We start from the raw sequence: 23,991 nt of genomic DNA, 5'->3' as shown, positions 1-23,991 counted from the left end.
TTCCTGCTCTCTCAGCCCTCATGCGACGGTGCGTGGGGCAGGCGGCTTGGCCTTACCGGCCGCCGTCCTCGTATGACGAAATCTCGATCAGGCTGCCATCCGGATCCCTGCAATAGACCGAGCGCAGCGTGCCGCGGGCGCCCTGCTTGGGAATCGGGCCCTCTTCGATCGCAACGCCATGTGCCTTCAAATGCGCCACCACCTCGTCGGGGCTGGCGGAGGTGAGGAAGCACAGATCCTCGCTGCCGGCGGTCTGGTGGTCCGCGGTGAACCACTCCACCTTGTCGGCATCGCGCGGCCGGACGTTGATCTTCTGGTTACCGAATTGTAGCGACGTCCGCGGCGCTTTGCCGCCGCCGGGGTCGAACACCTTGACTTCCATGCCGAGAATCTTGCCGTACCACTCGGCGGTCACTGCGACGTCCGCGACGTTGATCACGAGATGATCGAGGGCTTCGACCTTGACCGCCATGCCTTATCCTTTCGTCGTGATGCGCCCCGTGTACTTTCCGCCTGCGGCAAGCTTTGTTACAACCGCGCCGACGCCATTTTCAAGCTATCTGGCTTCAAGAACAACACGTTGGGAGAACCCTTGAGATGATCACACGCCGTACCGCGCTGAGCCTGCTCGCCGCCAGTCCGCTTGCAGCCAGCCCGCTGTCGAAGGCCCTTGCCGCCGATTACCCGACCCATCCGGTGAAATGGGTGGTCGGCTATCCGCCGGGCGGAGCCACCGACATCCTGGCGCGCCTGATCGGCCAGCGGTTGTCGGAGAAGTTCGGCCAGCAATTCGTGATCGAAAACAAGCCGGGTGCCGGCAACAATATCGCCACCGAATCGGTCGTCAACGCCGAACCCGACGGCTACACGCTGCAACTGGTCAATCCGGCCAACTTCATCAACGCCTCGCTCTACACCAGCCTGAAGTTCAACTTCGTGCGCGACATCGCGCCGGTCGCCTCGTTCCAGCGCGTGCCGAACGTGATGACCGTCAACAAGGACGTGCCGGCCAAGACCGTCGCCGAGTTCATCGAATACGTGAAGGCCAACCCCGGCAAGGTCAACATGGCCTCCTCGGGCAACGGCACCTCGGTGCATCTGTCCGGCGAGATGTTCATGGCGCTGACGGGCTGCAAGATGCAGCACGTGCCCTATCGCGGCGCCGCACCCGCGATCACCGACATGCTCGGCGGCCAGGTGCAGGTGATCTTCGACAACATGCCCTCGATCATCCAGCACATCCGCTCCGGCTCGCTCCGCGCCATCGGCGTCACCACGGCGGAGCGCTCGCCGCAGCTGCCCGACGTGCCGGCGATCGGCGAGACCGTGAAGGGCTATGAGGCGAGCGCGCTGTTCGGCATGGGGGCGCCGAAGAACACGCCCAAGGAGATCATCGCCAAGCTCAACAGCGAGATCAACACGCTGATAAAGGAGCCGGACATGGCCAAGCGCCTGGTCGAGCTCGGCGGCGAGCCGCGGGCGCAGACGCCCGAGGCGTTCGGCGACGAGATCAAGGCCGAGACCGAGAAATGGAAGAAGGTGGTCGAGTTCGCCGGCCTGAAGGTCGAGTAGCGATCTTGTGATGTCCGGGAATGGAGCCCTGCCGTTCGGCAGGGCTTTTTTTCTTGGATGCCGTGCCATTGAGCTGGAATAAAGCGGCTTCGTGAAACCTGATGGGTATATGGCGCGTATGATGCGCTGTGAGGAGAGGAGTAGATCATGCGTAAGACGCAATTGGTGCTGGTGGCACTCGGCGTGACGGCCCTTGCCGGCTTCGCGACGGTTACGCCGGCAGCGGCGCGCGACTATCCTTGGTGTGCCCAGGGCGGTGAGTATGATTATCCGGGGGAATGCTCCTACAGCAGCTATGAACAATGCCAAGCCAGCGTGTCCGGCCGGCTGCTGTACTGCGATCGCAATCCCCGCTTTGCCTACAGCCAGGTTTCTCCGGCGCAACCGCGATCGCACCGGCGGCCGCGCCCCGTCGCGCCGTACTAGCGAGCTGGCTGACTTCAGCCCGGTTGGAGCGCCTCGTATAGGCTCGACGCCTCCAGCCGGCCCGCGTTGCCGCTACCGCTTCGCGTCGGCCTGCTCGATTCCGTTGCATGAGATCAGCATCGTGTAGGGCCGCGCATTGCCCGCGATGTCTGTGGTCTTGATCTCGCCTTTCGGTTCGGCAGTCTGGTAAGGCACCACGGAGTTGTCGAGGAAGTCGCGCAACGCGCCGGTCTTGATCGCGAAGTTGATGTTTTCGGGGATGTTGCCGGTCGCAGCGGCCATCCGTAATCCGTCCAGCTTTCCCGTAACGACGCCAACGATCTGCCCGGTGGTGTCGAACAGCGGGCCGCCGCTATTGCCGGGCTGCACCGGCGCACTGATTTGCAGGAAACGCGAATCGTTGCGCATGCCGCTGAGCGAGCTGACGATGCCGGTCGTGACGGTGAAGTCCGAAGTCAGCAGCCCATGGAAGGGAAAGCCGATCGCGACGACGGAATCGCCGGAGCGGATCGAGCGGTCGCGGATCCGGGCGAACTCCTTGAACATGGTCGTCGACGGCGCCTGCAGCAACGCGAGGTCGTTGTTGGCGTCGCTCGACACCACGCGCAAAACCATTCCGGCTTCGCCCGTGAGATTGCCCTTGATGTCGCCGATGCAGCCATTGATCACATGGTTATTGGTGACGACGTGTCCGCTGGCACTCACGACGAACCCGGTGCCGCTCTTGGCTCTGGCAGGTTTGCTGCCGTTGGCTGGCGGTCCCTGCTTGTCCGGCGCTGGCTGCGGCTTGGCGGCGATCTTGGTGAAGTCGCCGGCCTTGTCGAGCCCGTCGGCTTTCACCTTGGTGACGCAATTGGCCAGTGCCGCAATCACGGGCCCGGCCGAGGTCAGGTCGAAATTCAGCACGGTGCGGCCGCTCGTCGCGACCATCAGGCTTGCCTTCTGAAACGTTCGTACCACGTTGGCAGGCATGACGGAGCTGAGCATGTTCGTCTGGTTGGCCGTGGCGAACAGTCTGGCCTGCTCGTGTCCGTCAAAGATGACGTCGATCGCGGCGTTCTCGCCCTGCTTGAAGCGGTAGCTGGGACTGGCAAAGCTCAAGATCCACGAGCCCCCAGCATTCTGGCCGACGACGAGAATGACGCCGTTGGCATAAGGCGCCGTCGCGGCACAATGCGAAAAGGCTCCCGTTTCGTCATTGCTGAACGCGCCGCCGACCCAATTGCCGATTTTGACGCTGCCGAATGGGCCGGCTGCCTGTGCTGCGGTGACGACGCTCACCTGCAATAATGACGCAACGATGAATGACTTAAGCCACATACTCTCCCCCCAGCGCGTTCGCGCGCATCTTATCTGCGGGAGGACGTCTCGCGCAACCGGCAGTTGTCTGTTGAGGACGGATCCTCTCGGGCGACCTTCGGGACTTGCCTTTACTTTGCAATCCGATATACTTTGCGGTACAAAGTAACGGACGGATAGACCCGGCAGGGATAGGCGGAGCGAGGTTTTGGCGTTGCCAATGCGCGATCTCGACAAGGCACTGGCCGACATCGTGGCGATCCGCAGCCAGATTGCGGCAGGCACGGCATTTCGCGGTTACGGCCCGGCGACGATGGCCGCGACCGGCGCGGTCGCGCTTCTCACCGCGATCCTGGAATTCTGGCTGCTTGGTGATGCCACCAGCGAACCGCTCGGCTTCTTCTTCGGCTGGTTCATTGCCGCCGCGCTCTCCGGCCTGATCATCGGCATCGAGATGCGCGCGCGTTCGCGCCGCCATCATTCGGGCCTCGCTGATGCCATGATCCACCAGGCCGTCGAGCAATTCCTGCCCGCTGGCGTTGCCGGTGTGCTGCTTGCGGTGGTGATGTGGAAGTTCGCGGGCGAAATGCTGTGGCTGCTGCCGGGCCTGTGGCAGATCCTGGTGTCGCTCGGCATTTTTGCCTCCGTCCGTTCGCTGCCGCGCACCGTGGCGCTCGCCGGCGCCTGGTATTTCATATCCGGCTTTGCGGTGGTGGTGCTCGCGAGCCAGACCCATACGCTGTCGCCATGGACCATGGGCCTGCCCTTCGTGATCGGGCAATCGGTGATGGCGGGCATTCTGTATTTCGCATCGGGAGACCATGATGTCGAAGATTGACAGCGCACCCTTCTCTTATGAAGGACTGGACCGCGTGATCCACGAGAAGGCGAGGCTCGGACTTCTGACCTCGCTGATGGCGCATCCGAAAGGTCTGGCGTTCGCCGATCTCAAGCAGCTCTGCGGCCTCACCGACGGCAATCTCAGCCGGCATCTCGCCGTGCTCCAGGAAGCCGGCCTCGTCGAGGTGACCAAGGGCTATGAGGGCAATCGCCCGCACACGACCTGCCGCCTGACCAAGGCCGGCCGCCGCCGCTTCCTCGACTATCTCGCCGTGCTCGAACGCCTGGTGCGCGACGCAGCCAAGGCTGCCGGCCGCGAGGCGGCGCCGCTCGGCCGTCTCGGTATCGTCTCGACCTGATCCTCCCCCTTTTTTGACCGGAGACTTTGCAATGCAAAGTGACCTTGTGTCCCGCAACGACAAGCTTCACGTCGGCATCATCATGGATGGCAACGGCAGATGGGCGACGCGGCGCGGCCTGTCGCGCGTGCGCGGCCATGAGGCCGGCGTCGAGGCGATCCGCCGCATCGTCGAGGCCGCGCCCAAGCAGGGCATCGGCACGCTGACGCTCTACGCCTTCTCGACCGACAATTGGCGAAGGCCGAAGGCCGAGGTCGCCGCGCTGATGACGCTTCTGAGATTCTACCTCGGCAACGAGGTGCAGAGCCTGGTCAAGAACGGCGTGCGCCTCACCGTGATCGGCCGGCGAGACCGCCTGCCCGACGGTATCGCCAATGCGATCGCGCGCGCGGAAGACGCCACCGCGCACGGTGGCACGCTTCATCTGCGCATCGCCGTCGACTATTCCGCCCGCGACGCCATCCTCAACGCGGCGGCGAAGGCGGCGGCGCTGACGAGTCTCACCCGCGAGGCGTTCTCGCAGCTCGTCACCGGCGAGGCCGGTTTGCGCGACGTCGACCTCATCATCCGCACCTCGGGTGAGAAACGGCTGTCGGACTTCCTGCTCTGGGAAGGTGCCTATGCCGAGCTGCACTTCACCGAGCGGATGTGGCCCGAATTCGACGCAGGCGATCTCGCTGCGGCCCTGGCCTCCTTCCACGGCCGCGAGCGTCGCTTCGGCGGCCTCCAGGCGATCGTGCCGGAGGAGGTGCCTTCACTCTCTCGCGTGTGACGCCCGGCACCGAGCAACGAACTGTTCGTTTTCGGCCGCAAGATTGGCAGCACCGTCCAAGCGGTAAGCGCGCGGTCTCGGCTAGGTGTGCATTCGATGCAACCTGCCGAGAGCCGCGCGCATGTCACAGCCATTGCTGGATGCCATTGTCGAGTCAGCGCTTCGTATCAGGCCGGCCAGTGCGTCCGATGTCGAGATCCGTTCGATCTATTTCACGGGCCTCTCCACGACATCGCGCAACAAGCGCTTCATGGGCGCGCGGGCGGACTTTGCAATGATCGCGGCCGAATGCGTCGCCAAGCCAGCGATCCCGATCATTTCACCCTGCTGGCCGAGATCAGGCAGGAAGGGCAGGGCACGATCATCGGCGAAACCAGATACGCCTACGATGCGGCTGCACGGCATGGTGATTTCGCCATCTCTGTTGCCGATGGCTTTCAGCGCCAGGGCGTCGGCCTCCAGATGATGACGGCGATGGAGAGGCACGCGAGCGATCTCGGTCACGAGATGATTGCAGCCGAGACCGCGCGCGTGAACGCCGAGATGCGCGGTCTTGCGAAGAAAGCGGGGTTCGAGGACACCGGTCTCGGAGACTGGCAGTCGGTCCATCTCGCGAAGCGTCTGTCGCGATAGCCGGGCTTGCCGCGAACCGAGCAAGCGCGACCGAAGTCGGCGGACGTGGCGGAGCTGGACCCGAGCGTCGAATTCTGGTGTCGTGGCACACCCTCAATCGCGTGTCTCCCAATGACCTCCTTCAAGACCATTCGTGCTCGCGCCGAAAAACGCAAGGGCGGGCCCAAGGCGCTCGAAAAGCTGATGCCGGAAAAGCCCGACCTGAAGGGCCTCGCCAAACGCGGCGACGACCGCATCCTCGCAGAGATGACGAAGCGTGTGTTTTGCGCGGGCTTTGCCTGGAGCGTGATCGAGACGAAATGGGACGGGTTTGAAGACGCCTTCCTGCGTTTCCTGCCGGCCAAGCTCACCTTCCAGCCGGAGGATTATTGGGAGGGCCTGCTGCGCGACGCGCGCATCGTGCGCAACGGTGCCAAGATCATGTCGGTGCGCGACAACGCGGCTTTCGTCCAGGCGATCGCAAGAGAGCACGGCAGCTTCGGCAGGTTTCTGGCGAAGTGGCCGCCGTCCGACCAGATCGGCCTGCTCGATCTCCTGAGCAAGCGTGGCAGCCGGTTGGGTGGCAACACCGGCCAGATGCTGCTGCGGTTCGTCGGCTGGGACGGCTTTGTGACGTCCAGGGACGTCGTGGCCTGCCTGCGCGATGCCGGTCTCGACATTGCCGAAGAGGTCAAGTCGAAGGGCGATCTCGCCAAGGTGCAGGCGCAGTTCAAGGCTTGGGCCGAGGAGACCGGGTTGTCCTACACATATCTGTCACGCATCTGCGCGCTCTCTGTTGGCGAGAACCGAAGCGAGTAACGAATTCGGCTCTTGGAATCAGCTCTTGGAATTTGGCTCTTTGGGATGTTGAATCATGTGCATCCTGTGGCGATCTGGTGCCGCAAGCGCGGCAGACGCGACGCGCGATCACGAAATGCATTTCTCCGGAACATTTGTGCGCAGCACCTGTTCGGGAGATTGGGCCAGGCGAACATAGGCGCAGGGAACGCCCGCTCTGGCTCAGCTCAATGAAACCGACGTGACAAAAAACGGAGCAGCTCATGAAGCTCACATCCGAACAGGTGAAGCAGACCGTCAACCAGCTCGGCGCTCAAGTGCTGCCCGACGAGCATCCCGCCATGCCGCAGCTCAACAGCATGTTCGGCGAGCACACTTTCTTCGTCGATGAGACGGGGCTGAAGGTCGTCGAGCCCACGGCGCCGCCGGGCACCGAGCGCCAGAGCGGCGAAGTGGTCAGCCTCGCGGATTGGGGCGATTCCGAGCTGACTCGCCTGATGGCGCACGAGCCCGAACCGACGGGCGTGATCGTCGTGTTCGAGCACGTGAGGCATTGATCGGGCCCCAGCGGAGCGACCTTGGGTGGCAAGTCTGAAAACCCGCCACCGTAGATTCGCGTTGCGAGCGCGCTCTACGTGGCTGTCTGCGTCCGTCGAAAGCCCGTCGGTTTGGTTCAGATGCCGAGAGTCAGCTGCGGCGGCTCCGCATCGTCCCCGGCTTGAGCGAAGACAGCGAGACCCCCAGCAGCCTGACGCTCTTGGGCAGCGGAATCTCGACTTCGAGCAGGCCGCAAGCCAGCCGCTCAAGATCGTCCCGGCCTGCAACCGGCGAAAGAGCGGACCTGCTGCGCGTGATGATCTCGAAGTCGGCAAACTTGATCTTCAAGGTGACGGTGCGGCCACGGCTGCCCGTCGCATCGCAATGGCGCCACACCTTGTCGACGAGCGGCTTGAGCTCGGCGACCAGCGCGTCGAATTCGGTGAGATCGCTTGAGAACGTGGTCTCCGCGCCGATGGACTTGCGGACCCGGTTGGCCCGGACCGGCCGTTCGTCGATACCGCGCGAAATCCAGTAGTAATAGGCGCCCGACTTGCCGAAATTCGCATTCATGAACTCCAGCGTCTGACGACGAATATCGAGACCGGTGAACATGCCGAGCGAGTTCATCTTCGCACCCGTGGCCGGGCCTATCCCATGGAATTTTCCGACCGGCAGGGTCTCGACGAAGGCGGGTCCCATCTCCGGTGAAATCACGAACTGACCGTTGGGCTTGCGATGATCGGAGGCGAGCTTGGCCAGGAACTTGTTGTAGGAGATGCCGGCCGAAGCGTTGAGGCCCGTCTCGGCCTTGATCCTCTCGCGGATCCTGAGCGCAACATCACGCGCCAGCGGGATGCCTTGCAGGTTTTCCGTCACGTCGAGGTAGGCCTCGTCGAGCGACAACGGCTCGATGATCGGGGTATGCTCCGCGAAGATGTCGCGGATCTGCCTAGAGATCGCCTTGTAGACCTCGAAGCGCGGCTTGACGAAGATCAGATCGGGACATTGTCGCTTCGCCGTCACGGATGGCATGGCAGAGCGAACGCCGAACTCGCGGGCCTCATAACTGGCGGCCGCGACGACGCCACGTTCCGCGGAGCCTCCGACGGCGACCGGCTTTCCGCGCAGCTCCGGATGGTCGCGTTGTTCCACGGACGCGTAGAAGGCATCCATGTCGATATGGATGATCTTGCGGACGGGCGAAGCTTCGCCGGTCGCCGTGTCGGATTCGCTCATGGCAAGATGATACAATCGAGCGATGAGAAGCGCGAGGTGGGTGTGGTTCAGCGCTCGAGACAGGCTGGCCGCCGCTCCGGGATGTCCCACTTCATCAAAAAACAATCTCAGGCTTGTGAGTGGCCAGCATGGCCACGCGCTCTAATATGAGCCTGCGGAGGACAGCCCATGCAATACAGCTCCGAACTCATTCGAACGATGCGTCAGGCGCTGGAGGCCGTGATGGCCAGCGTGCCGCCCGATCAGTCGGTCTTCGGCCTGAAGGCGGCCGTAGCCGAATGCATCCTGATAGCAGCCGCACATGGTCAGACGTCGTACGCCGGACTGGTGACGTCGGCTTCCGACCAGGTCCAGACGATCATCTCGATGCTGAATTGAGCGTGGGGCTTGCGCTGAGCAGGCGATGGCTCCGGCGCGAGCGGTATCAAGGAAATTCGGGTGAGGGTGCTCCCAGCGCGGACTGGAAGAGACTGGCGCACCCGACACGATTCGAACGTGTGACCTTTGCCTTCGGAGGGCAACGCTCTATCCAGCTGAGCTACGGGTGCTAGTCGAGGTTCATTTAGCCGATTGGCGGAGGGTGGGCAACCGCTTCCGCCGGCTTCGTCCAGGCTGATTTGGGCTAGGCTGATTTACGAGTCGCGCGGTCAGGAACCGGCACGCCGTCCCGCCCGAGCTTGGCGAACTCGGCGAGCAGCCGTTCGGAGCACATGACGCGGTTGCGGCCGAGCCGTTTGGCCGCATAGAGCGCCTGGTCGGCCGCGCCCAGCAGCCGTTGGGGGCTGTCGTCGGTTTCGTCCGGAATGTGGCTGGCGACGCCGACGCTGAGGGTGACGTGGTCACCGGCCCCGATGGCGCCATGGGTGATCCGCAAGGTCATCACGGCGCAGCGGATCTCGTCGGCGATGGCGCAGGCGGCATCGCAATCCATGTCCGGCAGGATCAGCGCGAATTCCTCGCCGCCATAGCGGCTGGCGAGATCGAGCGGGCGCACGGCATGCCGGCTGACGACGGACGCGACCGCGCGCAGGCATTCATCGCCGCTCTGGTGGCCGTGGCGGTCGTTGAACAGCTTGAAATGATCGACGTCGACGAACAGCAGCGCCATCGGCTTCTGCGTCCGCTGGGCGCGGGCCCATTCGCTCATCAGCATCTGGTCGAACGCGCGGCGGTTCGACAGGCCGGTCAACCCGTCCTTGGTGGCAAGCTCCTTCAGGGCCATCTCGGCGCGCTTCTGGTCGGTAAGGTCGCGCAGCGTCTCCACCACCGCGATCAGATGGCCGGCCTCGTCGTGGATCGGCCCGGCGTCGATGGCGAGATAGAGCTGGCTGCCGAGCTTCGGCATCACGCACCAGTTTTCGGCGCTGAAGCCAAGCCCGTTGTGGCCGCGCGCGCCATACTCCGAATAGAACTCCGGCAGCTGTTCAGGGCGGTCGAGTGCGACGAGGTCAGCGAGGCAAGGGCGCCTGGTCTCGTAGAAGGCCTGCCAGTGCTTATTGGTGCCGATCACCTCGGAGGCGGCGACACCGGTCAGCCGCTCGCAGGCCCTGTTCCAGATCACGACGCGGCGCTTGGGGTCGATCACGAAGGTCGGCACCACCAGATGCTGCATCAGCCGCACGGCATAGGAATCCGCAACGTCGACCGTCTTGGCTGGCGTTTTCCCCGGCTTCGCCACCTCAGGCCACCGCCGCCACCGGCAAGGCATGGCTCGAACCGAACAGCTTTCGCACTTCGCTGGCCGGCTTCGGTCTGCTGAAGAGATAACCCTGCATCTCCGTGCAGCCGAGCGCACGCAGCATCTCGCGCTGCGCCTCGGTCTCGACGCCCTCCGCGACCGTGGTCATGTCGCTGGCGGCGGCGATGTTCACCACCGCCTGCACGATCACGGGCGCGCCGCTCGTCTCGGCGATATCAGCGACGAAACAGCGGTCGATCTTGATCTTGTCGAACGGGAAGCGCTTCAGATAGCTGAGCGAGGAATAGCCGGTGCCGAAATCGTCGAGCGCGATGCGCACGCCGATGGCGCGGAGCTGGTGCAGGATCGAGAGCGCCGCCTCGTCGTCGCGGATCAGCACGGCCTCGGTGATCTCGAGCTCGAGCCGGGAGGGGGCAAGTCCGGAAGCGGCGAGCGCGCCGGCGATCCGCAGTGCCAGCGTGTCGCATTTGAGCTGCACCGGCGAGACGTTGACCGCGACACGCACATGCGCCGGCCAGGTCGCGGCCTCGTTGCAGGCCATGCGCAGCACCCAGTCGCCGAGCTCGTTGATCAGGCCGGTGTCCTCGGCAATCGGAATGAACTCCGCCGGCGACACCATGCCGCGCTCGGGATGCCGCCAGCGCAGCAGCGCCTCGCAGCCTGTGACCTCATTGGTGCGCAAGTCGACCAGCGGCTGATAGTGGATCTCGAAACCGCCGTTCACCAGGGCCTGCCGCAGATCCTGCTCCAGGCTCAGGCGCGCCTTGGCGCTCGCATCCATCTCCGGCTCGAAGAAGCGGTGAGTGCGGCGTCCTCCGGCCTTGGCGCCGTACATCGCGAGATCGGCATTCTTGATGAGCTGGTCGAGATCGGTGCCGTCCTGCGGCGCCATCGCGATGCCGATGCTGGCGTCGGTGGAGAGCTGATGGCCGAAGCAGTGATAGGGCCGGCGGATCGCCTCGAAGATCCGCGTCACGAATGACACCACGTCGGCGGACGACTTGATGCCGGTCTGGATCATCGCGAATTCGTCGCCGCCGAGCCGCGCGATCAGGTCGTCCTGTCCGAGGCAGCCGCGGATGCGGGCGGCGATTCCTTCAACAGCTCGTCGCCGATGTGATGGCCGAGCGAATCGTTGATGCCCTTGAACTCGTCGACGTCGATATAGAGCAGCGCGAACTGACTGCCGCCGCCGACCTTCTCAAGTTCGCGCTCGATCTGCTCGCGGAATAGCGTCCGGTTGGGCAGGTCGGTGAGCGCATCGTAATGCGCCATATGCGCGATCTTTTCGTCGGCGCGCCGTCGTTCGGTGACGTCCTCGACCACGTTGATGAGGTAACGCGGCTCGCCGGAATTGTCGCGGATCCCGATCCGGGTCGAGGTGATGTAGCGCATTCCCTTGGCCTGGCTCTGCCAGGCATGTTCGTCTTTGAACAATCCCTCGGTCATCTGCAGCGCCTTGCTGTCGTCGTCGGTGACGACTCTGGCGGAGGCATCCGGGTAAATGTCGAAGGGAGTCTTGCCAACGATGTTTTCACTCGATTGGCCGAATTGCTCTTCGGCGGTCCGGTTGACGAGCAGATATTGCCGCGTTTGAGCATCCTTCACCGTGATCTGCGATGGGATGTGGTCGATGATCTCGCGTAGGAACATGTAGTTGCGGTCGCGTTCCTGCTCCAGATTGCGGCGTTCGGTGATGTCTTCGATCGTGGCCACCCACCCGCCCTGCGCGAGTGGGGGTGTTGATGACCTGGAAAGCGCGGCCGCTCGGCAAGTGATGGCTTCTGGTGGAGACCGTGCCCTCCGCGACGATCCTCATGACGTCGGCGCAAAATGCCTCGACATCGCCTTCGAACGCGCTGCGCTCCTTGCGATGATACATCGCCTCGCGGATGTGACAGCCGGGCTTGATGACGTCGTGGGAGAGGCCGAACATGTCGGCGTAGCGGCGGTTGCAGGTGACGATGTATCCGGCTGCATCGTACAGGATCAACCCTTGCGACATGTTGTTCAAGGCGGTGTCGAGCCGCCCTCGCTCCGCTTCCAGCCGCTGCTGCGCCTCCCGATTCTGCCGGCTGATCTGGCGAACGATCAGGAACAGGATCAGCGCAATCACAGTCGCCGAAAGCGCGGCGGTGGTGACCATGAAACCGGTCTGCTGCCGCCAGTCGGCCAGCGCCGCGCTCGTGGTGTTGGTCGCGACGATGACCAGCGGGAAATGCGAAAGCGAGGCGCCGGAGCCGAGGCGCTCGTCGCCGTCGATCGGGCCCCTGACGCGCAGGGTGTGCCGGCCACCTTCGGCCAGCATCTTGCGCATCAGCGGCGCGTCCTTGAAGTCCCTGCCGATAAGCTCTTCGACATGCGGGTAGCGCGACAGCATCTTGCCATTGCGGTCGAACAGCGAGATCGCCGTGCCCTCCGCAAGCGCAACGGATGCGAAATAGTTCTGGTAGCTGTCCGGATCGATCCGGCGGACCATCGTGCCGAGGAAGCTGCCGTCCACGCCGTTCAGCCGACGCGCGACAATCGTGGTCCATTTGCCGATGATGAAACTGCGGACCGACTCCAGAATCACCGGTTCGGCCACCGGATCGGATTTGAAGGTCTGGAAGTAGGCGCGCGAGGAGATGTTGATTTTGGGTAGCGGCTGGGCTCGCGACCAGTTGATCAGTTCGCCGTCGGCATCGTAGATCGCGATGTCGCCGAGATAAGACACCGAGCTGATCTTGCTCAGCAGCATCTGGTTCGTCGCAGGTCCGGACATGCGCTCGCGGAACATCGCGGCGGAACTGATCTCCGGCAGGTTCATCTGCCCGATCACATCGGCGGCGACGACGTCCGCATCTTCGAATTGCTGATCGAAGTGCCGCGCGATCAGCTGCACCGTATTTTCCAGCTCGCGCTCGCGGTTGGCCAGGGTACGTTCGCGAAATTCGCCGACGGCTATGGCGGTCACGGCGAAGATCCCGGCGACCAGCAACACGCCGCACAAAGTGAGCCACAGCACCGGTCCGCGCCGAATGGCTGCCTCCCAGCCGTGCTTCGCGGCTAGGATCATTCGTGACGCAATCTCTGCAAAGACCTGGCGCATTCCCTCCCCCTGGAAGGACAGGAATACACCGCACAAATGGCGTAAAGCTTAGGAAAGCCAGTTACCTGGGCGTTAATCTCGTTGCGCGAATACGGTTGCGCCGAGCGAGCCGCCGCGCTGCATCATGAATCGCGCGTTAATGCGCGCTGCCCGCACTCTTGTGGTCGCCGGCACTGCGCAGCCGTCCCACCACGCCGGTCGGAAAGAAGTAGACGCTGGCGATGAAGAGCAGTCCGAGCCACAGCAGCCAGCGGTCGGGATGCAACAGCCCCGGCAGCAGTGGCAGGCCGGCTTCCGACGCCGCCTTGGAGGCGACGCCCATCAGCGCCTGCAGATAGTTCTGGGCGAGGATGAAGATGGTGGCGCCGATGATCGCGCCGTAGATCGTGCCCATGCCGCCGATCACGACCATCAGCAGGATGTCCAGCATGATCGAGAAGCTGAGCGAGGTATCGGGGCCGGCATAGCGCAGCCACAGTGCATTGAGAATGCCGGCGCCGGCGGCGACCAGTGCGGCGATGCAGTTGGCGTAGCTCAGGTGGAAAACGGTGCGGAAGCCGAGCGCCTCGGCGCGGAAGCGGTTTTCGCGGATCGCCTGCAGCACGCGCCCGAACGGCGAGTTCACCACCCGCAGCAAAGCGAGGATCATCAGGGCGGAGACGGCGAACACCAGATAGTAGGTCAGGAGGCGGCCGTTGACCTCGAATCCCAGCACGTTCTTCGAGATCAGCACCGTGCCGGGCCTGAGCAGCTCGGGCAGCTGAAAGCTGCGCCCGTCCTCGCCGCCGGTCAGCCAGGACAGCTGCGAGGCCAGCACTTGGAAGGCGGATGCGACCGCCAGCGTGATCATGGCAAAGAAGATCGCGGCGACCCGCAGCGAGAACAGTCCGATTGCAAGCGCAAGCAGCGCGGCAAGCGGCAGGCCGACCACGATGCCGGTTGCGACCGCGCCCCAATTCGGGCCCATCCCGTACAGCGCGATCGCGATCGCGTAGCTGCCGATCCCGTAGAACATGGTGTGTGCGAATGACACCGAGCCGGTATAGCCGAGCAGGAGGTCGTAGGAGGCGACCAGCGCGGCGAAGACGCAGATCTTGGCCGCGACGTTCAGCGCCTTCGCCCCGGGAAACAGGAACGGCGTCGCCACCAGCGCCAGGATGATGAGGACGAGAACGAGCGTGAGCACGCGGCTGCGCGGCGGATCGCCTGACAGGATCATCATCGGCTGGTCACCGCATAGAGGCCGCGCGGCCGCCACATCAGAATGGCGACCATCAGCAGGATGTTGGAGACGAGGGCGAGCTTCGGCACCAGGAAGCCGCCGTAATTGGCAATCATTGCCACCAGGATCGCTCCGATGAAGCAGCCGCCGATCGAGCCGAGGCCCCCGATGATGACGACGATGAAGATCAGGACGGTGAGGTCGTCGCTCATGGAGGCGTGGACCTGCTCGCGATACAGCGCCCACATCACGCCGCCGAGGCCGGCGAGCGCCGATCCCGTCATGAACACGCCGAGGAACAGACGGCGGATGCGATAGCCGAGCGCCTCGACCATCTCGCGATTCTCGACGCCGGCGCGGATCAGAAGCCCGAGCTTGGTTCGGTTGAGCACCAGCTGGATCGCGATGAAGACGGCGAGGCCGATCAGCGTCGCCAGCACGCGGTATTTCGCGATCGCGACGTCGCCGAGGATGAAGGAGCCGCGCAGCGAGGTCGGCAGCGGCGTCGGGATGATCTGCGGCCCCCACACCGCATAGAGCGTCTGCTCGGCGACGATCAGGCCGCCCGTCGTCATCAGGATCTGCTTCAGATGCTGGCCGTAGACGGGCAGGATCAGCACCCGCTCGACGATCAGGCCGAGCGCGCCGGACACCGCCATCGACAGCAGTGCCGCCGGCGCCAGCACCGCGAGGTTGATCCACAGCGAATCCGCCTGGAGCGAGGCCGCGAACGGCGCCAGAACGAGGGTCGCGACATAGGCCCCGACCGCGATGAAGGCGCCATGGCCGAAATTGAGCACGTCCATCAGGCCGAACACGAGCGTCAGGCCGGAGGCCATGATGAAGATCATCATGCCCATCGCGAGGCTCGCGGCCGTCAGCGTCAGCCAGGTGCTGGGCGAGCCGATCAGCGGGATCATCACCAGGGCGACCGCGATCGGCAGCAGGATCGGCGCGATGTCGCGCTTCGGCTTCGGCAGCGGATCGGTTGCGGCGAGCTCGGTCATTGATGCGTCTCCAGGCTCAGGCCGAGCAGCCGCTCCTGCAGTGGCACGTCGGCGGCCAAGGCGGCCATCTCGCCGCGATGAACGATGGTGCCGTTGTCCATCACCAGCACGTCGTCGCCGAGCTCGCGGGCGGCAAAGAAATTCTGCTCGACCATCAGGATCGTGGCGCCCTTGCGCTTGATCTCCTTCAGGCACTCGATCAGCGCCATCACGATTGCTGGGGCCAGCCCCTTGGTCGGCTCGTCGATCAGCAGGAGCTTGCGCGGTTCGATGATGGCGCGGGCAATCGACAACATCTGCTTCTGTCCGCCCGAGAGACTTCCCGCGCGCGACAGCCAGAACCGGCGCAGCGCGGGGAAGAAGCCAAAAATCCAGTCCAGCTGGGCGTCGTCGAGTGGTCCGTCGCGCGCCGCCAGCACCAGATTTTCCTTCACCGTGAGGTCCGAAAACACCGCCATGCTCTCCGGCACGTAGCCGACGCCGAGCCGCGCGACGTCGGGCGTCGCACGGCTCTCGATGCGCTCGCCGGCGAGGCTGATCTCGCCGGAGGAGGCCTGCCAGAGGCCCATGATGGTGCGCAACGTCGTGGTCTTGCCGGCGCCGTTGCGGCCGAGCAGCATCGTGGTCTGCCCCTGTGCGACAGCGAGATCGATGCCCTGGAGGATGTGATAGCGGCCGATATGAGTGTGAACACCGGAGAGCCTCAACAGATCGGTCATGCTGCGCTCCCTGCAACTTTATTGGGCGCGACGCCGAGATAGGCTTCCTGCACGATCGGTGACGCAATCACCTCGGCAGGCCTGCCGTCCGCAACAAGCTGCCCGTTATGCAACACGATGATGCGGTCGGCGAGCGATCGCACCACGTCCATCTTGTGCTCGACCAGGAGAATGATCCTGCTTTTGTCCTGCTTGAGCTGCGCGATCAGGTTCAGCACGACCGGCACCTCGTCGATGCTCATGCCCGCGGTCGGCTCGTCGAACATGAACACCTTTGGCTCGAGCGCCATCATCAGCGCGACCTCGAGCTTACGCTGATCGCCATGCGACAGTGCGGTCGCGGCGACGCCACGGCGGCCGCCGAGCGCGACCTGATCCAGGATAGCATCGGCGCGGCCGATCAGATCACGGCGGACCATCCAGGGCCGCAACATGTCGTAGTGAGTGCCGTTGGCGGCCTGCACCGCGAGGCGGACGTTTTCCTCCACCGACAGATTCGGAAAGAGGTTGGTGAGCTGGAAGGCGCGCCCCAGGCCTGCGCGCGTCCGCATCGGCGCGGAATGCTGGGTGATGTCGGTGCCGTCGAACAGAATGCTGCCGCTCGATGCGCGGAGCTGGCCGGAGATCAGGTTGAAATAAGTGGTCTTGCCGGCGCCGTTCGGGCCGACGATCGCGGTGAGTTCGCCCGGGCGGAAGCTGCAAGTGACGCTGTTGACCGCGACATGGCCGCCGAAGCGGATGGTGAGGTCGCGGGTTTCGAGGGTCAGCGTCATGGCGGATCTGGCAAATGATGAGAGGAGAATTTGTCCGCGATCAGGCTGCGCTCCCTCTCCCGCTTGCGGGAGAGGGTGGGAGAGGGTGTCTCCTCAGGCGAGAACCCCAAGAGGACAGAGCCTTCTCCCGGCCTCTCCCGCAAGCGGGAGAGGTGAAGGAAGAAAGATCAGCGCTTGTTCTTGATCGGAACGTCCATGTCTTCGATCTTCAGTTCGCGCACCGGCTCGAGCACGGCCCAGGCGACATTCGGATCGACCTTGACCTTGAAGTGATACATGCTCTGCAGCGCCTGATGGTCTTCCTTGCGGAACATCATCTTGCCCTTCGGCGTGTCGAACTCCAGGCCTTCCATGGCCGTGATCAGCTTCTCGGTATCGGTCGACTTCGCCTTGGTGACGGCGGCGACGACGGACGTCGCGGCGGCGAATCCGCCTGCGGTGAAGAAGTCCGGCGGCGCGTTGAAGCGCTTCTGGTGCTCGGCGACGAGCCAGTCATTCACCGGGTTCTTCGGGATCGCGTAGAAATAATAGGTCGCGCCTTCCATGCCGGGCAGGCCCTTGTAGGCGGCGAGCGCCGGCAGGATGTTGCCGCCGGTGGACAGCTCGATGCCGTAGCGCTTCGGATCCATGTCCTGGAGTTTCGCCAGCGGATTGCCGGCGCCGGCCCAGATCACCCAGATCACCTTGCGGCCCGGCTTGTCCTTCAGCGCGTCGAACAGGCGCTGGCCGACCGCGGTGAAGTCGGTGGTCGAGGTCGGGGCATATTCTTCGGCGGCGAGCGTCGCCCCCGTCTTGCCGAGCGCCTCCTTGAAGGCGGCGACGCCGTCGCGGCCGAAGGCGTAGTCCTGCGCCAGCGTCGCGACGGTGACGCCCTGCTTGCCGATCGCGACTGCGTTCGAGATCGCGTCCTGCGACGAGTTGCGCGCGGTGCGGAAGATATAGCGATTCCACTTCTCGCCGGTAATCTGATCCGCGACCGCGGGCTCGACGATCAGGATTTTCTTGTTTTCCTCGGCGACGGGCAGGATCGCGAGTGCCGCGGCCGACGAGGTCGTGCCGATCGCGATGTCAACCTTGTCGTCCTGATAGGCTTCCGCGAGCGCGGCCTTGGAGAGATCCGGCTTGCCCTGGTCGTCCTTGGTGATGACGACGATCTTGCGCCCGTCGAGCGTCATGGTGCCCTTGGTGGCGTATTCGAACCCCATCTGCAGGCCGGTCTCGGTCTGCTTGGCATAGGCCTCGAGCGGGCCGGTCTTGCCATAGATCAGCGCGATCTTGAGATCGTCGGCCTGTGCGGAGGTGCCCGCGGCGAGGGCGAGGATGGTTGTTGTTAAGATGAGCGATCGGCGCACGATGGTCCCTCCTGATGAATTCTTTGGCCATAGCGATTTGCACAACCGTGCGGACATTGCAATTCCACCTTCCGGCGGACCACGCGACGGGCATGTGTGACATTGTCCGGCCCGGCCGCGCCGGATCGCTTCTGCCGAGGAAATCGGCAGATGCAATTGTTGACCTCACCCGTGGAACGGGTCGCTCAGGCTTTGCAAAGTAACGATCAGGCCGGGGGTTACCGCCGGTATCCGTTCGCGCGGGAATAGCCCTGCCGGTTCTGCTGCGTCGAGCGGTTTGTGACGCTGGCGCGTGCTTCGCTGGAGACGGGCGTTGCGAGCTTCAGCTCCTCCAGGAAGATCGGCCGGGAGAAATAATAGCCCTGCGCGTAACGGATCTTGGTCGCAGCCTGGAGGTAGGCGAGCTCCTCGTAGGATTCGATGCCTTCGGCAATCACGGTCATGCCGAGCGCTTCGCTCAGGGATTCGATCGCGCGCAGGATGCCCTGGTTGCGCGGACGCTTATGGATATCGGTGATGAAGGAGCGGTCGATCTTGATCTCGTCCGCGGTGATGTCGGCCAGCGCCGAGAGCGAGGAATAGCCGGTGCCGAAATCGTCGATCGAGATGGCGACGCCGAGCTTGCGGAACATCGGCAGGATCTCGGCCTGGAAATGATTCTTGGCGACGAAGGCGTCTTCCGTCACCTCGATCATGAAGCGCTGCGGAAAGCCGGTGTAGTCGAGCGCTTGGGCAAAGCTGCGCATGAACTCCGGGTTGCCGGCCTGCTTGGCCGCGACGTTGATGCTGATGGTCGCTTCCGCACCGAACGTCTCGTTGATGAGGTCGATCGACTTGACGATCTCGGCGAGCACGAGATGGGTCAGCTCGTCGATCAGCCCGAGCTCGGTGGCAAGATTGATGAACGAGCCGGGCGCCTGGATCACGCCCTCGTCGTCGCGCAGCCGCACCAGGGCCTCGATGCCCTTCACGTCCTGCGTGCGGATGTCGACCTTGGACTGGAAGGCGCAGCAGAAGCGCTTCTCCAGGATGGCCTGCCGCAGCGACTGCTCGATCTTCATCCGCGCCAGCGCCTCGCGTTCCATGCTGGAATCGAAGAAGGCCGCCGATCCCTTGCCGTCATTCTTGATGCGGTACATCGCGATGTCGGCGTTCTGGCGCAGTGTCTCGAAGCTGCTTCCGTGATCGGGGTAGAGGCTGATGCCGACGGAGGTTGAGGCGAACACTTCCGAATTGTCGATGAAGAACGGCGCCGTCAGCCGCTCCAGCGTCGACTGCATGAATTCGGCGACTTCCTCCTGGTTCTGGATCGGCGATAGCAGCAGCAGGAATTCGTCCCCGGAGATGCGCGACAGCATGTCCGAGTCGCGCAAGCCGCGTCCAAGCCGCTTCGACAGCTCGACCAGCAGGGCGTCGCCCACGGCGTGGCCGTAATAGTCGTTGATGTGCTTGAAATTGTCGACGTCGAGAAAGGCGAGCGCAAAGCGATCGCCGGTGCGACCCTGCGCGAGCAGGCTGGTGGCGCGATGCTCGATCACGCGTCGCGAGGGCAGGCCGGTCAGATCGTCGAAATAGGCCGAGCGGAACAGCTGGTCCTCGAAATTCTTCTGCTCGGTGATGTCGGAGGAGGCCGAGATCAGCAGCTCGCGTCCGTCGAGGCGGACCGGACGATGGGTGGTCAGCAGCACCTGGCGTGCGGCTCCGTCGTGGAGCGCTTCCTCGGCGACGACCGCCTGGCCGGAGCTCAGGGCCTGCCGGCAGGCTTCGAGGCGCGACGCGAGATCGCGCGAGGGGCGGCTGCCGTCCATGCCGAGCTGGGCAGCCGCGACATCGTTGACCAGGAGAAGTTCGCCTTGCGCGTCCTGCACGGTCAGGCCGGCAGGCAGCATTCTAACGATTTCCTTGAGAAATCCGAGTTCGGCTTCGCTCGCGCCGGAATATTTGTTGTCGTTCATAGAAGTCATGAATCTTGTTGTTTCAGCGCGCCTTTGCAATGGCCGCGATCTTGCGCGGTTCCCTCTTAAGTTTGGTTAAGGGGCCCGGAGAATTACGGTGGTGTTTTGCGGCGATGCGACGCGCGCAGCCTATCGTCATTAACAGGGCGTCAACGCGTCCGGTGAAACCGCGAACGACGCGCGCGAACGGGTTTCGTTGGCGCCGCGTCTAACCGTCCTTGGGGATACGGCATTGCATGGTGCAATGAAGTCCGGTCCTGAGATAGGAGACCTCCGTCTTGCCGTCGAAGGCCGACAGCGCCGACTTCAACAGCTTGGTGCCGAAACCCGGCTCGGAGATCTTGTCGACGCTCGGACCCTCGGTTTCATCCCAGGTCACGGTCAGGCGATCGTCGCTGACGGTCCATGACACCTGCAACAGCCCGCGCGGCGCGGAGAACGCGCCATATTTGCCTGCGTTGGTGGCGAGTTCGTGAAACATCAGGGACAGCGTGACCGCAAGTTTCGGCGGCAGGAACAGCCGGTCGCCGTTGAGCGTGAAGCGGACATGGCCGTAAGGGCCGAGCTCGGAGATCAGGAGGTCGCGAATGTCGCAGCCGGCCTTGTCGATCCGTGAGATCAAATCGTCGGTCGCGGCAAGCGACCGCAGCCGCGGATCGATCCGGGCCCAGATCTGCGGCTGATCGTGCAGCACCTGATGCAGCACGGCATGCACCGTCGACAGCTTGTTCTTCAGCCGGTGCTGGAGCTCGTCGACCAGCAGCTTGCGGTAGTCTTCTTCCTCGATCAGGCGTCTGGAAATCCGCCGCTGCTCGACGAGGAGCGAGCGATAGTGCTCGACGCCCCAGATGGTGAGCGCGCAGACCGCCCAATATAGCGCCAGCAGGGCGAATCGCGCGTTATCGGCAAAGGCATCGCCGAAATTCACGACGACGCCGAGCACGCCGCCCACCAGCGCCGTGATGATGCCGATGCGGAAGCCGCCGAACGCGGCTGCAAAGAACACGGCCGGGAAATACGGCGTGAAATAGACGTCGGGCCGCACATGGGCGAGGGCCCAGCGCGCCAGCGTCGCAACCAGCAGGCAGGCGACCGCAAACGCAAGGCTCAGGCCGAGCGACGGCGGTGCCACGCCCTGCCAGCCCTTGCGGAATTCGTCGATCAGCTTCCCCATGCGCAGTCCGGTCGCGATATGCGTTCGACAATCGAGCGATCGCCAGGAATGTTACGCATGTCGCCGGCCCCAAGCAAAGCTTGCCTTGTCGGAAGCTGGCAGGAATAGTGCCTGCCGCGGCGCCGACCGTCGCGGCGCCGTCGTCGATCGGTGTCCGCCATTTGGCGTCAAGAGGTTCGAAAACAGGGACATTCCATGGGCAGGCTGGATGGCAAGGTCGCGGTGATCACGGGCGCGACGAGCGGGATCGGGTTGCGGACCGCAGAAGTCTTCGTTGCCGAAGGTGCCAAAATTGTGATCGCGGGCCGGCGCATACCGGAAGGCGAGGCCCTGGCGAAGCAGCTCGGGGCGAATTGCGTCTTCCGCCAGACGGATGTGACGGCCGAAGCGCAGATGCAGGCGCTGATCGCGCTCGCGGTGGACAAATTCGGCCGCATCGACTGCCTGTTCAACAATGCCGGCGGTCCGGCGCAGACCGGCGGCATCGAAGGCCTCGAGGTCGAGCGCTTTGACGCGGCGATGGCGACCCTGCTGCGCAGCGTCATGCTCGGCATGAAGCACGCCGCGCCGCACATGAAGAAGCAGGGATTTGGCAGCATCATCAACAATGGCAGCATCGCCGGCCGTCTTGCCGGCTTCTCGTCATCGATGGTCTATGGTGCAGCCAAAGCGGCGGTGATCCATCTCACCAAATGCGTGGCGATGGAGCTCGGCGAATCCAACGTCCGCGTCAACTCGATCTCGCCCGGCGCCATCGCGACCGGCATTTTCGGCAAGGCGCTCGGGCTTTCGACCGACGCGGCGGAGAAGACGCCGGCCGTGATGCGCGAGGTCTACAAGACCGCGCAGCCGATCCCGCGCGCCGGCCTTCCCGATGACATCGCCCATGCTGCGGTGTTCCTGGCCAGCGACGAATCCAGCTTCATCAACGGCCATGACCTCGTCATCGACGGCGCGATGACCGGCGGCCGCAACTGGAGCCAGCAGCAGCAGGGCTACGTGGCCCTGCGCAAGGCGTTCGATCAGGGGGCCGGGTAGTTTTCGTCATTGCGAGGAGCGAAGCGACGAAGCATTCCGCAGAGGAAGTCAGGATTGCTTCGCATCGCTCGCAATGACGACTGCGATGCTCAAACCGCCTTCACCCGCACCCGCAATCCGTCGCGCGGCTTGGGGATCGGCCACATCTGCCAGTCGGGCTTGTAACCCGGCTCCAGCGATACCTCGATGTTCTGCAGGAAGTGCCGCGCGAAGCATTTGGCCTGCATGTAGGCGAAGTGCAGGCCGAGGCACATATGCGCGCCGCCGCCGAACGGCACCCAGGCGAAGCGGTGGCGGTTGCGCTGGGCCTCTTCGGTGAAGCGCAGAGGATCGAAGCGGTCCGGCTCCGGCCAGATCTCCTTCATGTGGTGGGTGTAGAGCGGATTGACGCCGATCGCGGTGCCGGCCGGAATCGAAAAACCCTTGAAGCTGAAATCGCGCATAGCGCGGCGCGGCATCGAGGGCACCGGCGGCTTGATCCGCAGCGCTTCCTTGAACGCCATCTCCGACAGCGGCATCTTTTCGAGATCGTCGAAGCTGCTTGGCGCGTCAGGGGCGAGCCCCAGCGCCATGACTTCCGCGCGAAGCTTGTCCTGCCAGCCGGGATTTGCCGCGAGTTCGCCAATGAACGACGTCAGCGACGAGGTCAGCGTGTCGTGCGCCGCCATCATCAGGAAGCTCATGTGGTCGATGATGTCCTGTTCCGAGAGCAGCGCGCCGTCCTCGTGGGTTGCGCGGCAGAGCTGCGAGAACAGATCATCACCGCCGAGATTGCCGCGTCGCAGCGGAATCTGCTCGCGGAAATAAGCCACGATGCGCTTGCGTCCCCTGACGCCGGCCGCCATCTGCGTGCCGGGCAGCGGTCGGCGGATCGGGGCGACGGCAGCGGCGACCATGTCGATGAAGGCCCGGTTGATCTCGTCGACCTCCGGCCCGATATCGGCGCCGATAAAGGACGCGGCGGCGAGATCGAGCGTGAGCTGCTTCATCGCCGGATAAAGCTGCATCTCGCCGGGCTTGGCCTTCCACTGCGCGACGCGGGCGGCGATGCCGCGGTCGAGATCGCTCAGATACGACTTCATCGGGCCGGACTTGAATGCGACCGACAGCGCCTTGCGGTGCAGCCGGTGCTCCTCGAAATCCAGCAGCATCAATCCCCGCGGAAACAACAGGCCGAGCACCTTGTTCCAGCCATGGGTCGAGGAGAACAGCTTTTGCTGGTCGAACAGCACGAGCTCGTTGGCCTCGGGGCCGAGCAGCACGATATTGGTCTCGCCGAAGAAATGCGTGCGATAGACGAGGCCGTATTTGGCGCCGTTCGCCTCGATATGCCCTTTGGGGTCCGCGAGCACCTGGAAGGTCTTGCCGATGATCGGCCAGCCTTCGTCGCCGGGGATGTGGGTCAGCTCGTTGCGCTTGGGCGGAGTGAAGCCGTGCGCAGGGGCGGCCACATTCTGCATCGACATGACGATTGCTCCGGTTGGCTGGACCCGGCCAACATAACACA

The 23,991-nt window shown here is 64.0% G+C and carries 21 protein-coding genes, 1 tRNA gene and 2 pseudogenes; 10 read left to right on the top strand and 14 right to left on the bottom strand.

Annotation, left to right across the window (positions count from 1 at the left end; genetic code table 11):
- Positions 1-52: 52 nt before the first annotated feature.
- On the bottom strand, positions 53-472 hold the full coding sequence (locus AB3L03_RS16580; RefSeq protein ID WP_368508929.1) for a VOC family protein: 420 nt from the start codon (positions 470-472) through the stop codon (positions 53-55).
- A 125-nt stretch (positions 473-597) separates the two neighbouring features.
- Here AB3L03_RS16580 and AB3L03_RS16575 point away from each other — a divergent pair, with 125 nt between their 5' ends.
- The gene (locus AB3L03_RS16575; protein WP_368508928.1) at positions 598-1,572 is read left to right on the top strand and encodes a Bug family tripartite tricarboxylate transporter substrate binding protein; all 975 of its coding nucleotides are present in this window, start codon (positions 598-600) and stop codon (positions 1,570-1,572) included.
- Between the two features lie 147 nt (positions 1,573-1,719).
- A complete protein-coding gene (locus tag AB3L03_RS16570) occupies positions 1,720-1,998 on the top strand; it encodes a DUF3551 domain-containing protein (protein WP_083926408.1) in 279 nt (92 codons plus the stop codon).
- A 72-nt stretch (positions 1,999-2,070) separates the two neighbouring features.
- Here the strand turns inward: AB3L03_RS16570 and AB3L03_RS16565 are convergent, their stop codons facing one another.
- Positions 2,071-3,318 (bottom strand): S1C family serine protease, encoded by a 1,248-nt coding sequence (locus AB3L03_RS16565; RefSeq protein ID WP_368508927.1) that lies wholly within the window; start codon positions 3,316-3,318, stop codon positions 2,071-2,073.
- A 199-nt stretch (positions 3,319-3,517) separates the two neighbouring features.
- Here AB3L03_RS16565 and AB3L03_RS16560 point away from each other — a divergent pair, with 199 nt between their 5' ends.
- The 6 genes from AB3L03_RS16560 (at position 3,518) to AB3L03_RS16535 (ending at position 7,235) form a co-directional block, all read left to right on the top strand.
- Positions 3,518-4,135 (top strand): hypothetical protein, encoded by a 618-nt coding sequence (locus AB3L03_RS16560; RefSeq protein WP_368508926.1) that lies wholly within the window; start codon positions 3,518-3,520, stop codon positions 4,133-4,135.
- Positions 4,122-4,496, top strand: coding sequence for a transcriptional regulator (locus tag AB3L03_RS16555; protein ID WP_007616058.1), 375 nt, complete (start codon positions 4,122-4,124; stop codon positions 4,494-4,496). Before AB3L03_RS16560 ends, AB3L03_RS16555 begins: the two co-directional genes overlap by 14 nt.
- Before the next feature lie 31 nt (positions 4,497-4,527).
- Complete coding sequence (locus AB3L03_RS16550; protein ID WP_018455855.1) at positions 4,528-5,268, top strand: di-trans,poly-cis-decaprenylcistransferase; 741 nt, start codon at positions 4,528-4,530, stop codon at positions 5,266-5,268.
- Between the two features lie 288 nt (positions 5,269-5,556).
- The gene (locus AB3L03_RS16545) at positions 5,557-5,901 is read left to right on the top strand and encodes an N-acetyltransferase family protein (RefSeq protein WP_368508925.1); all 345 of its coding nucleotides are present in this window, start codon (positions 5,557-5,559) and stop codon (positions 5,899-5,901) included.
- A 111-nt stretch (positions 5,902-6,012) separates the two neighbouring features.
- Entirely contained in the window at positions 6,013-6,699 is a 687-nt protein-coding gene (locus AB3L03_RS16540) for a DNA-3-methyladenine glycosylase I (RefSeq protein WP_368508924.1), read from the top strand.
- Between the two features lie 242 nt (positions 6,700-6,941).
- Entirely contained in the window at positions 6,942-7,235 is a 294-nt protein-coding gene (locus tag AB3L03_RS16535; protein WP_007598221.1) for a hypothetical protein, read from the top strand.
- Positions 7,236-7,351: 116 nt separating this feature from the next.
- Here AB3L03_RS16535 and dinB read toward each other — a convergent pair.
- Positions 7,352-8,454, bottom strand: a pseudogene (gene dinB, locus AB3L03_RS16530) (DNA polymerase IV).
- 168 nt (positions 8,455-8,622) lie between these two features.
- Between dinB and AB3L03_RS16525 the strand changes: the two are divergent.
- The gene (locus AB3L03_RS16525) at positions 8,623-8,832 is read left to right on the top strand and encodes a hypothetical protein (RefSeq protein ID WP_368508923.1); all 210 of its coding nucleotides are present in this window, start codon (positions 8,623-8,625) and stop codon (positions 8,830-8,832) included.
- Positions 8,833-8,925: 93 nt separating this feature from the next.
- Here the strand turns inward: AB3L03_RS16525 and AB3L03_RS16520 are convergent.
- The 10 genes and pseudogenes from AB3L03_RS16520 to AB3L03_RS16475 form a co-directional block, all read right to left on the bottom strand.
- Positions 8,926-9,002, bottom strand: a tRNA-Arg gene (locus AB3L03_RS16520).
- 74 nt (positions 9,003-9,076) lie between these two features.
- Positions 9,077-10,132: a diguanylate cyclase gene (locus AB3L03_RS16515; RefSeq protein WP_368508922.1), complete on the bottom strand. Its 1,056-nt coding sequence runs from the start codon at positions 10,130-10,132 to the stop codon at positions 9,077-9,079.
- A 1-nt stretch (position 10,133) separates the two neighbouring features.
- A pseudogene (locus tag AB3L03_RS16510) lies at positions 10,134-13,244 on the bottom strand (EAL domain-containing protein).
- Between the two features lie 136 nt (positions 13,245-13,380).
- Positions 13,381-14,466 carry a branched-chain amino acid ABC transporter permease gene (locus AB3L03_RS16505; RefSeq protein ID WP_368508921.1) on the bottom strand — a complete coding sequence of 362 codons (1,086 nt, stop codon included), beginning with the start codon at positions 14,464-14,466 and terminating at the stop codon, positions 13,381-13,383.
- On the bottom strand, positions 14,463-15,473 hold the full coding sequence (locus AB3L03_RS16500; protein WP_027566072.1) for a branched-chain amino acid ABC transporter permease: 1,011 nt from the start codon (positions 15,471-15,473) through the stop codon (positions 14,463-14,465). The genes AB3L03_RS16505 and AB3L03_RS16500 overlap by 4 nt, the downstream gene beginning before the upstream one ends.
- Positions 15,470-16,192 (bottom strand): ABC transporter ATP-binding protein, encoded by a 723-nt coding sequence (locus AB3L03_RS16495; protein ID WP_368508920.1) that lies wholly within the window; start codon positions 16,190-16,192, stop codon positions 15,470-15,472. The genes AB3L03_RS16500 and AB3L03_RS16495 overlap by 4 nt, the downstream gene beginning before the upstream one ends.
- Positions 16,189-16,965 carry an ABC transporter ATP-binding protein gene (locus AB3L03_RS16490; RefSeq protein WP_368508919.1) on the bottom strand — a complete coding sequence of 259 codons (777 nt, stop codon included), beginning with the start codon at positions 16,963-16,965 and terminating at the stop codon, positions 16,189-16,191. The genes AB3L03_RS16495 and AB3L03_RS16490 overlap by 4 nt, the downstream gene beginning before the upstream one ends.
- A 167-nt stretch (positions 16,966-17,132) precedes the next feature.
- Positions 17,133-18,317 (bottom strand): substrate-binding domain-containing protein, encoded by a 1,185-nt coding sequence (locus AB3L03_RS16485; RefSeq protein WP_368508918.1) that lies wholly within the window; start codon positions 18,315-18,317, stop codon positions 17,133-17,135.
- A 218-nt stretch (positions 18,318-18,535) separates the two neighbouring features.
- Positions 18,536-20,272, bottom strand: coding sequence for a bifunctional diguanylate cyclase/phosphodiesterase (locus tag AB3L03_RS16480; protein WP_204514042.1), 1,737 nt, complete (start codon positions 20,270-20,272; stop codon positions 18,536-18,538).
- A 208-nt stretch (positions 20,273-20,480) separates the two neighbouring features.
- A complete protein-coding gene (locus tag AB3L03_RS16475; protein ID WP_085349750.1) occupies positions 20,481-21,446 on the bottom strand; it encodes a sensor histidine kinase in 966 nt (321 codons plus the stop codon).
- Between the two features lie 195 nt (positions 21,447-21,641).
- Here AB3L03_RS16475 and AB3L03_RS16470 point away from each other — a divergent pair, with 195 nt between their 5' ends.
- Positions 21,642-22,484 (top strand): SDR family NAD(P)-dependent oxidoreductase, encoded by an 843-nt coding sequence (locus AB3L03_RS16470; RefSeq protein WP_204513082.1) that lies wholly within the window; start codon positions 21,642-21,644, stop codon positions 22,482-22,484.
- Positions 22,485-22,573: 89 nt separating this feature from the next.
- Here the strand turns inward: AB3L03_RS16470 and AB3L03_RS16465 are convergent, their stop codons facing one another.
- A complete protein-coding gene (locus tag AB3L03_RS16465) occupies positions 22,574-23,950 on the bottom strand; it encodes a cytochrome P450 (protein WP_094183357.1) in 1,377 nt (458 codons plus the stop codon).
- Positions 23,951-23,991 lie beyond the last annotated feature (41 nt).

It is taken from the genome of Bradyrhizobium lupini, assembly GCF_040939785.1.
Taxonomy (GTDB): domain Bacteria; phylum Pseudomonadota; class Alphaproteobacteria; order Rhizobiales; family Xanthobacteraceae; genus Bradyrhizobium; species Bradyrhizobium canariense_D.
The sequence above is the reverse complement of the archived record's forward strand: the minus strand, read 5'-3'. Positions and strand labels throughout refer to the sequence as shown.

Excerpts from the sequence above, each read along its gene's own strand:
- AB3L03_RS16575 (WP_368508928.1), top strand. The coding sequence starts at position 598 with ATGATCACACGCCGTACCGCGCTGAGCCTGCTCGCCGCCAGTCCGCTT.
- AB3L03_RS16555 (WP_007616058.1), top strand. The coding sequence starts at position 4,122 with ATGTCGAAGATTGACAGCGCACCCTTCTCTTATGAAGGACTGGACCGC.
- AB3L03_RS16550 (WP_018455855.1), top strand. The coding sequence starts at position 4,528 with ATGCAAAGTGACCTTGTGTCCCGCAACGACAAGCTTCACGTCGGCATC.
- AB3L03_RS16580 (WP_368508929.1), bottom strand. The coding sequence starts at position 472 with ATGGCGGTCAAGGTCGAAGCCCTCGATCATCTCGTGATCAACGTCGCG.
- AB3L03_RS16475 (WP_085349750.1), bottom strand. The coding sequence starts at position 21,446 with ATGGGGAAGCTGATCGACGAATTCCGCAAGGGCTGGCAGGGCGTGGCA.
- AB3L03_RS16505 (WP_368508921.1), bottom strand. The coding sequence starts at position 14,466 with ATGATGATCCTGTCAGGCGATCCGCCGCGCAGCCGCGTGCTCACGCTC.
- AB3L03_RS16500 (WP_027566072.1), bottom strand. The coding sequence starts at position 15,473 with ATGACCGAGCTCGCCGCAACCGATCCGCTGCCGAAGCCGAAGCGCGAC.
- AB3L03_RS16480 (WP_204514042.1), bottom strand. The coding sequence starts at position 20,272 with ATGAACGACAACAAATATTCCGGCGCGAGCGAAGCCGAACTCGGATTT.
- AB3L03_RS16560 (WP_368508926.1), top strand. The coding sequence starts at position 3,518 with ATGCGCGATCTCGACAAGGCACTGGCCGACATCGTGGCGATCCGCAGC.
- AB3L03_RS16470 (WP_204513082.1), top strand. The coding sequence starts at position 21,642 with ATGGGCAGGCTGGATGGCAAGGTCGCGGTGATCACGGGCGCGACGAGC.
- AB3L03_RS16565 (WP_368508927.1), bottom strand. The coding sequence starts at position 3,318 with ATGTGGCTTAAGTCATTCATCGTTGCGTCATTATTGCAGGTGAGCGTC.
- AB3L03_RS16495 (WP_368508920.1), bottom strand. The coding sequence starts at position 16,192 with ATGACCGATCTGTTGAGGCTCTCCGGTGTTCACACTCATATCGGCCGC.
- AB3L03_RS16490 (WP_368508919.1), bottom strand. The coding sequence starts at position 16,965 with ATGACGCTGACCCTCGAAACCCGCGACCTCACCATCCGCTTCGGCGGC.
- AB3L03_RS16525 (WP_368508923.1), top strand. The coding sequence starts at position 8,623 with ATGCAATACAGCTCCGAACTCATTCGAACGATGCGTCAGGCGCTGGAG.
- AB3L03_RS16465 (WP_094183357.1), bottom strand. The coding sequence starts at position 23,950 with ATGTCGATGCAGAATGTGGCCGCCCCTGCGCACGGCTTCACTCCGCCC.
- AB3L03_RS16545 (WP_368508925.1), top strand. The coding sequence starts at position 5,557 with ATGCGTCGCCAAGCCAGCGATCCCGATCATTTCACCCTGCTGGCCGAG.
- AB3L03_RS16570 (WP_083926408.1), top strand. The coding sequence starts at position 1,720 with ATGCGTAAGACGCAATTGGTGCTGGTGGCACTCGGCGTGACGGCCCTT.
- AB3L03_RS16540 (WP_368508924.1), top strand. The coding sequence starts at position 6,013 with ATGACCTCCTTCAAGACCATTCGTGCTCGCGCCGAAAAACGCAAGGGC.
- AB3L03_RS16535 (WP_007598221.1), top strand. The coding sequence starts at position 6,942 with ATGAAGCTCACATCCGAACAGGTGAAGCAGACCGTCAACCAGCTCGGC.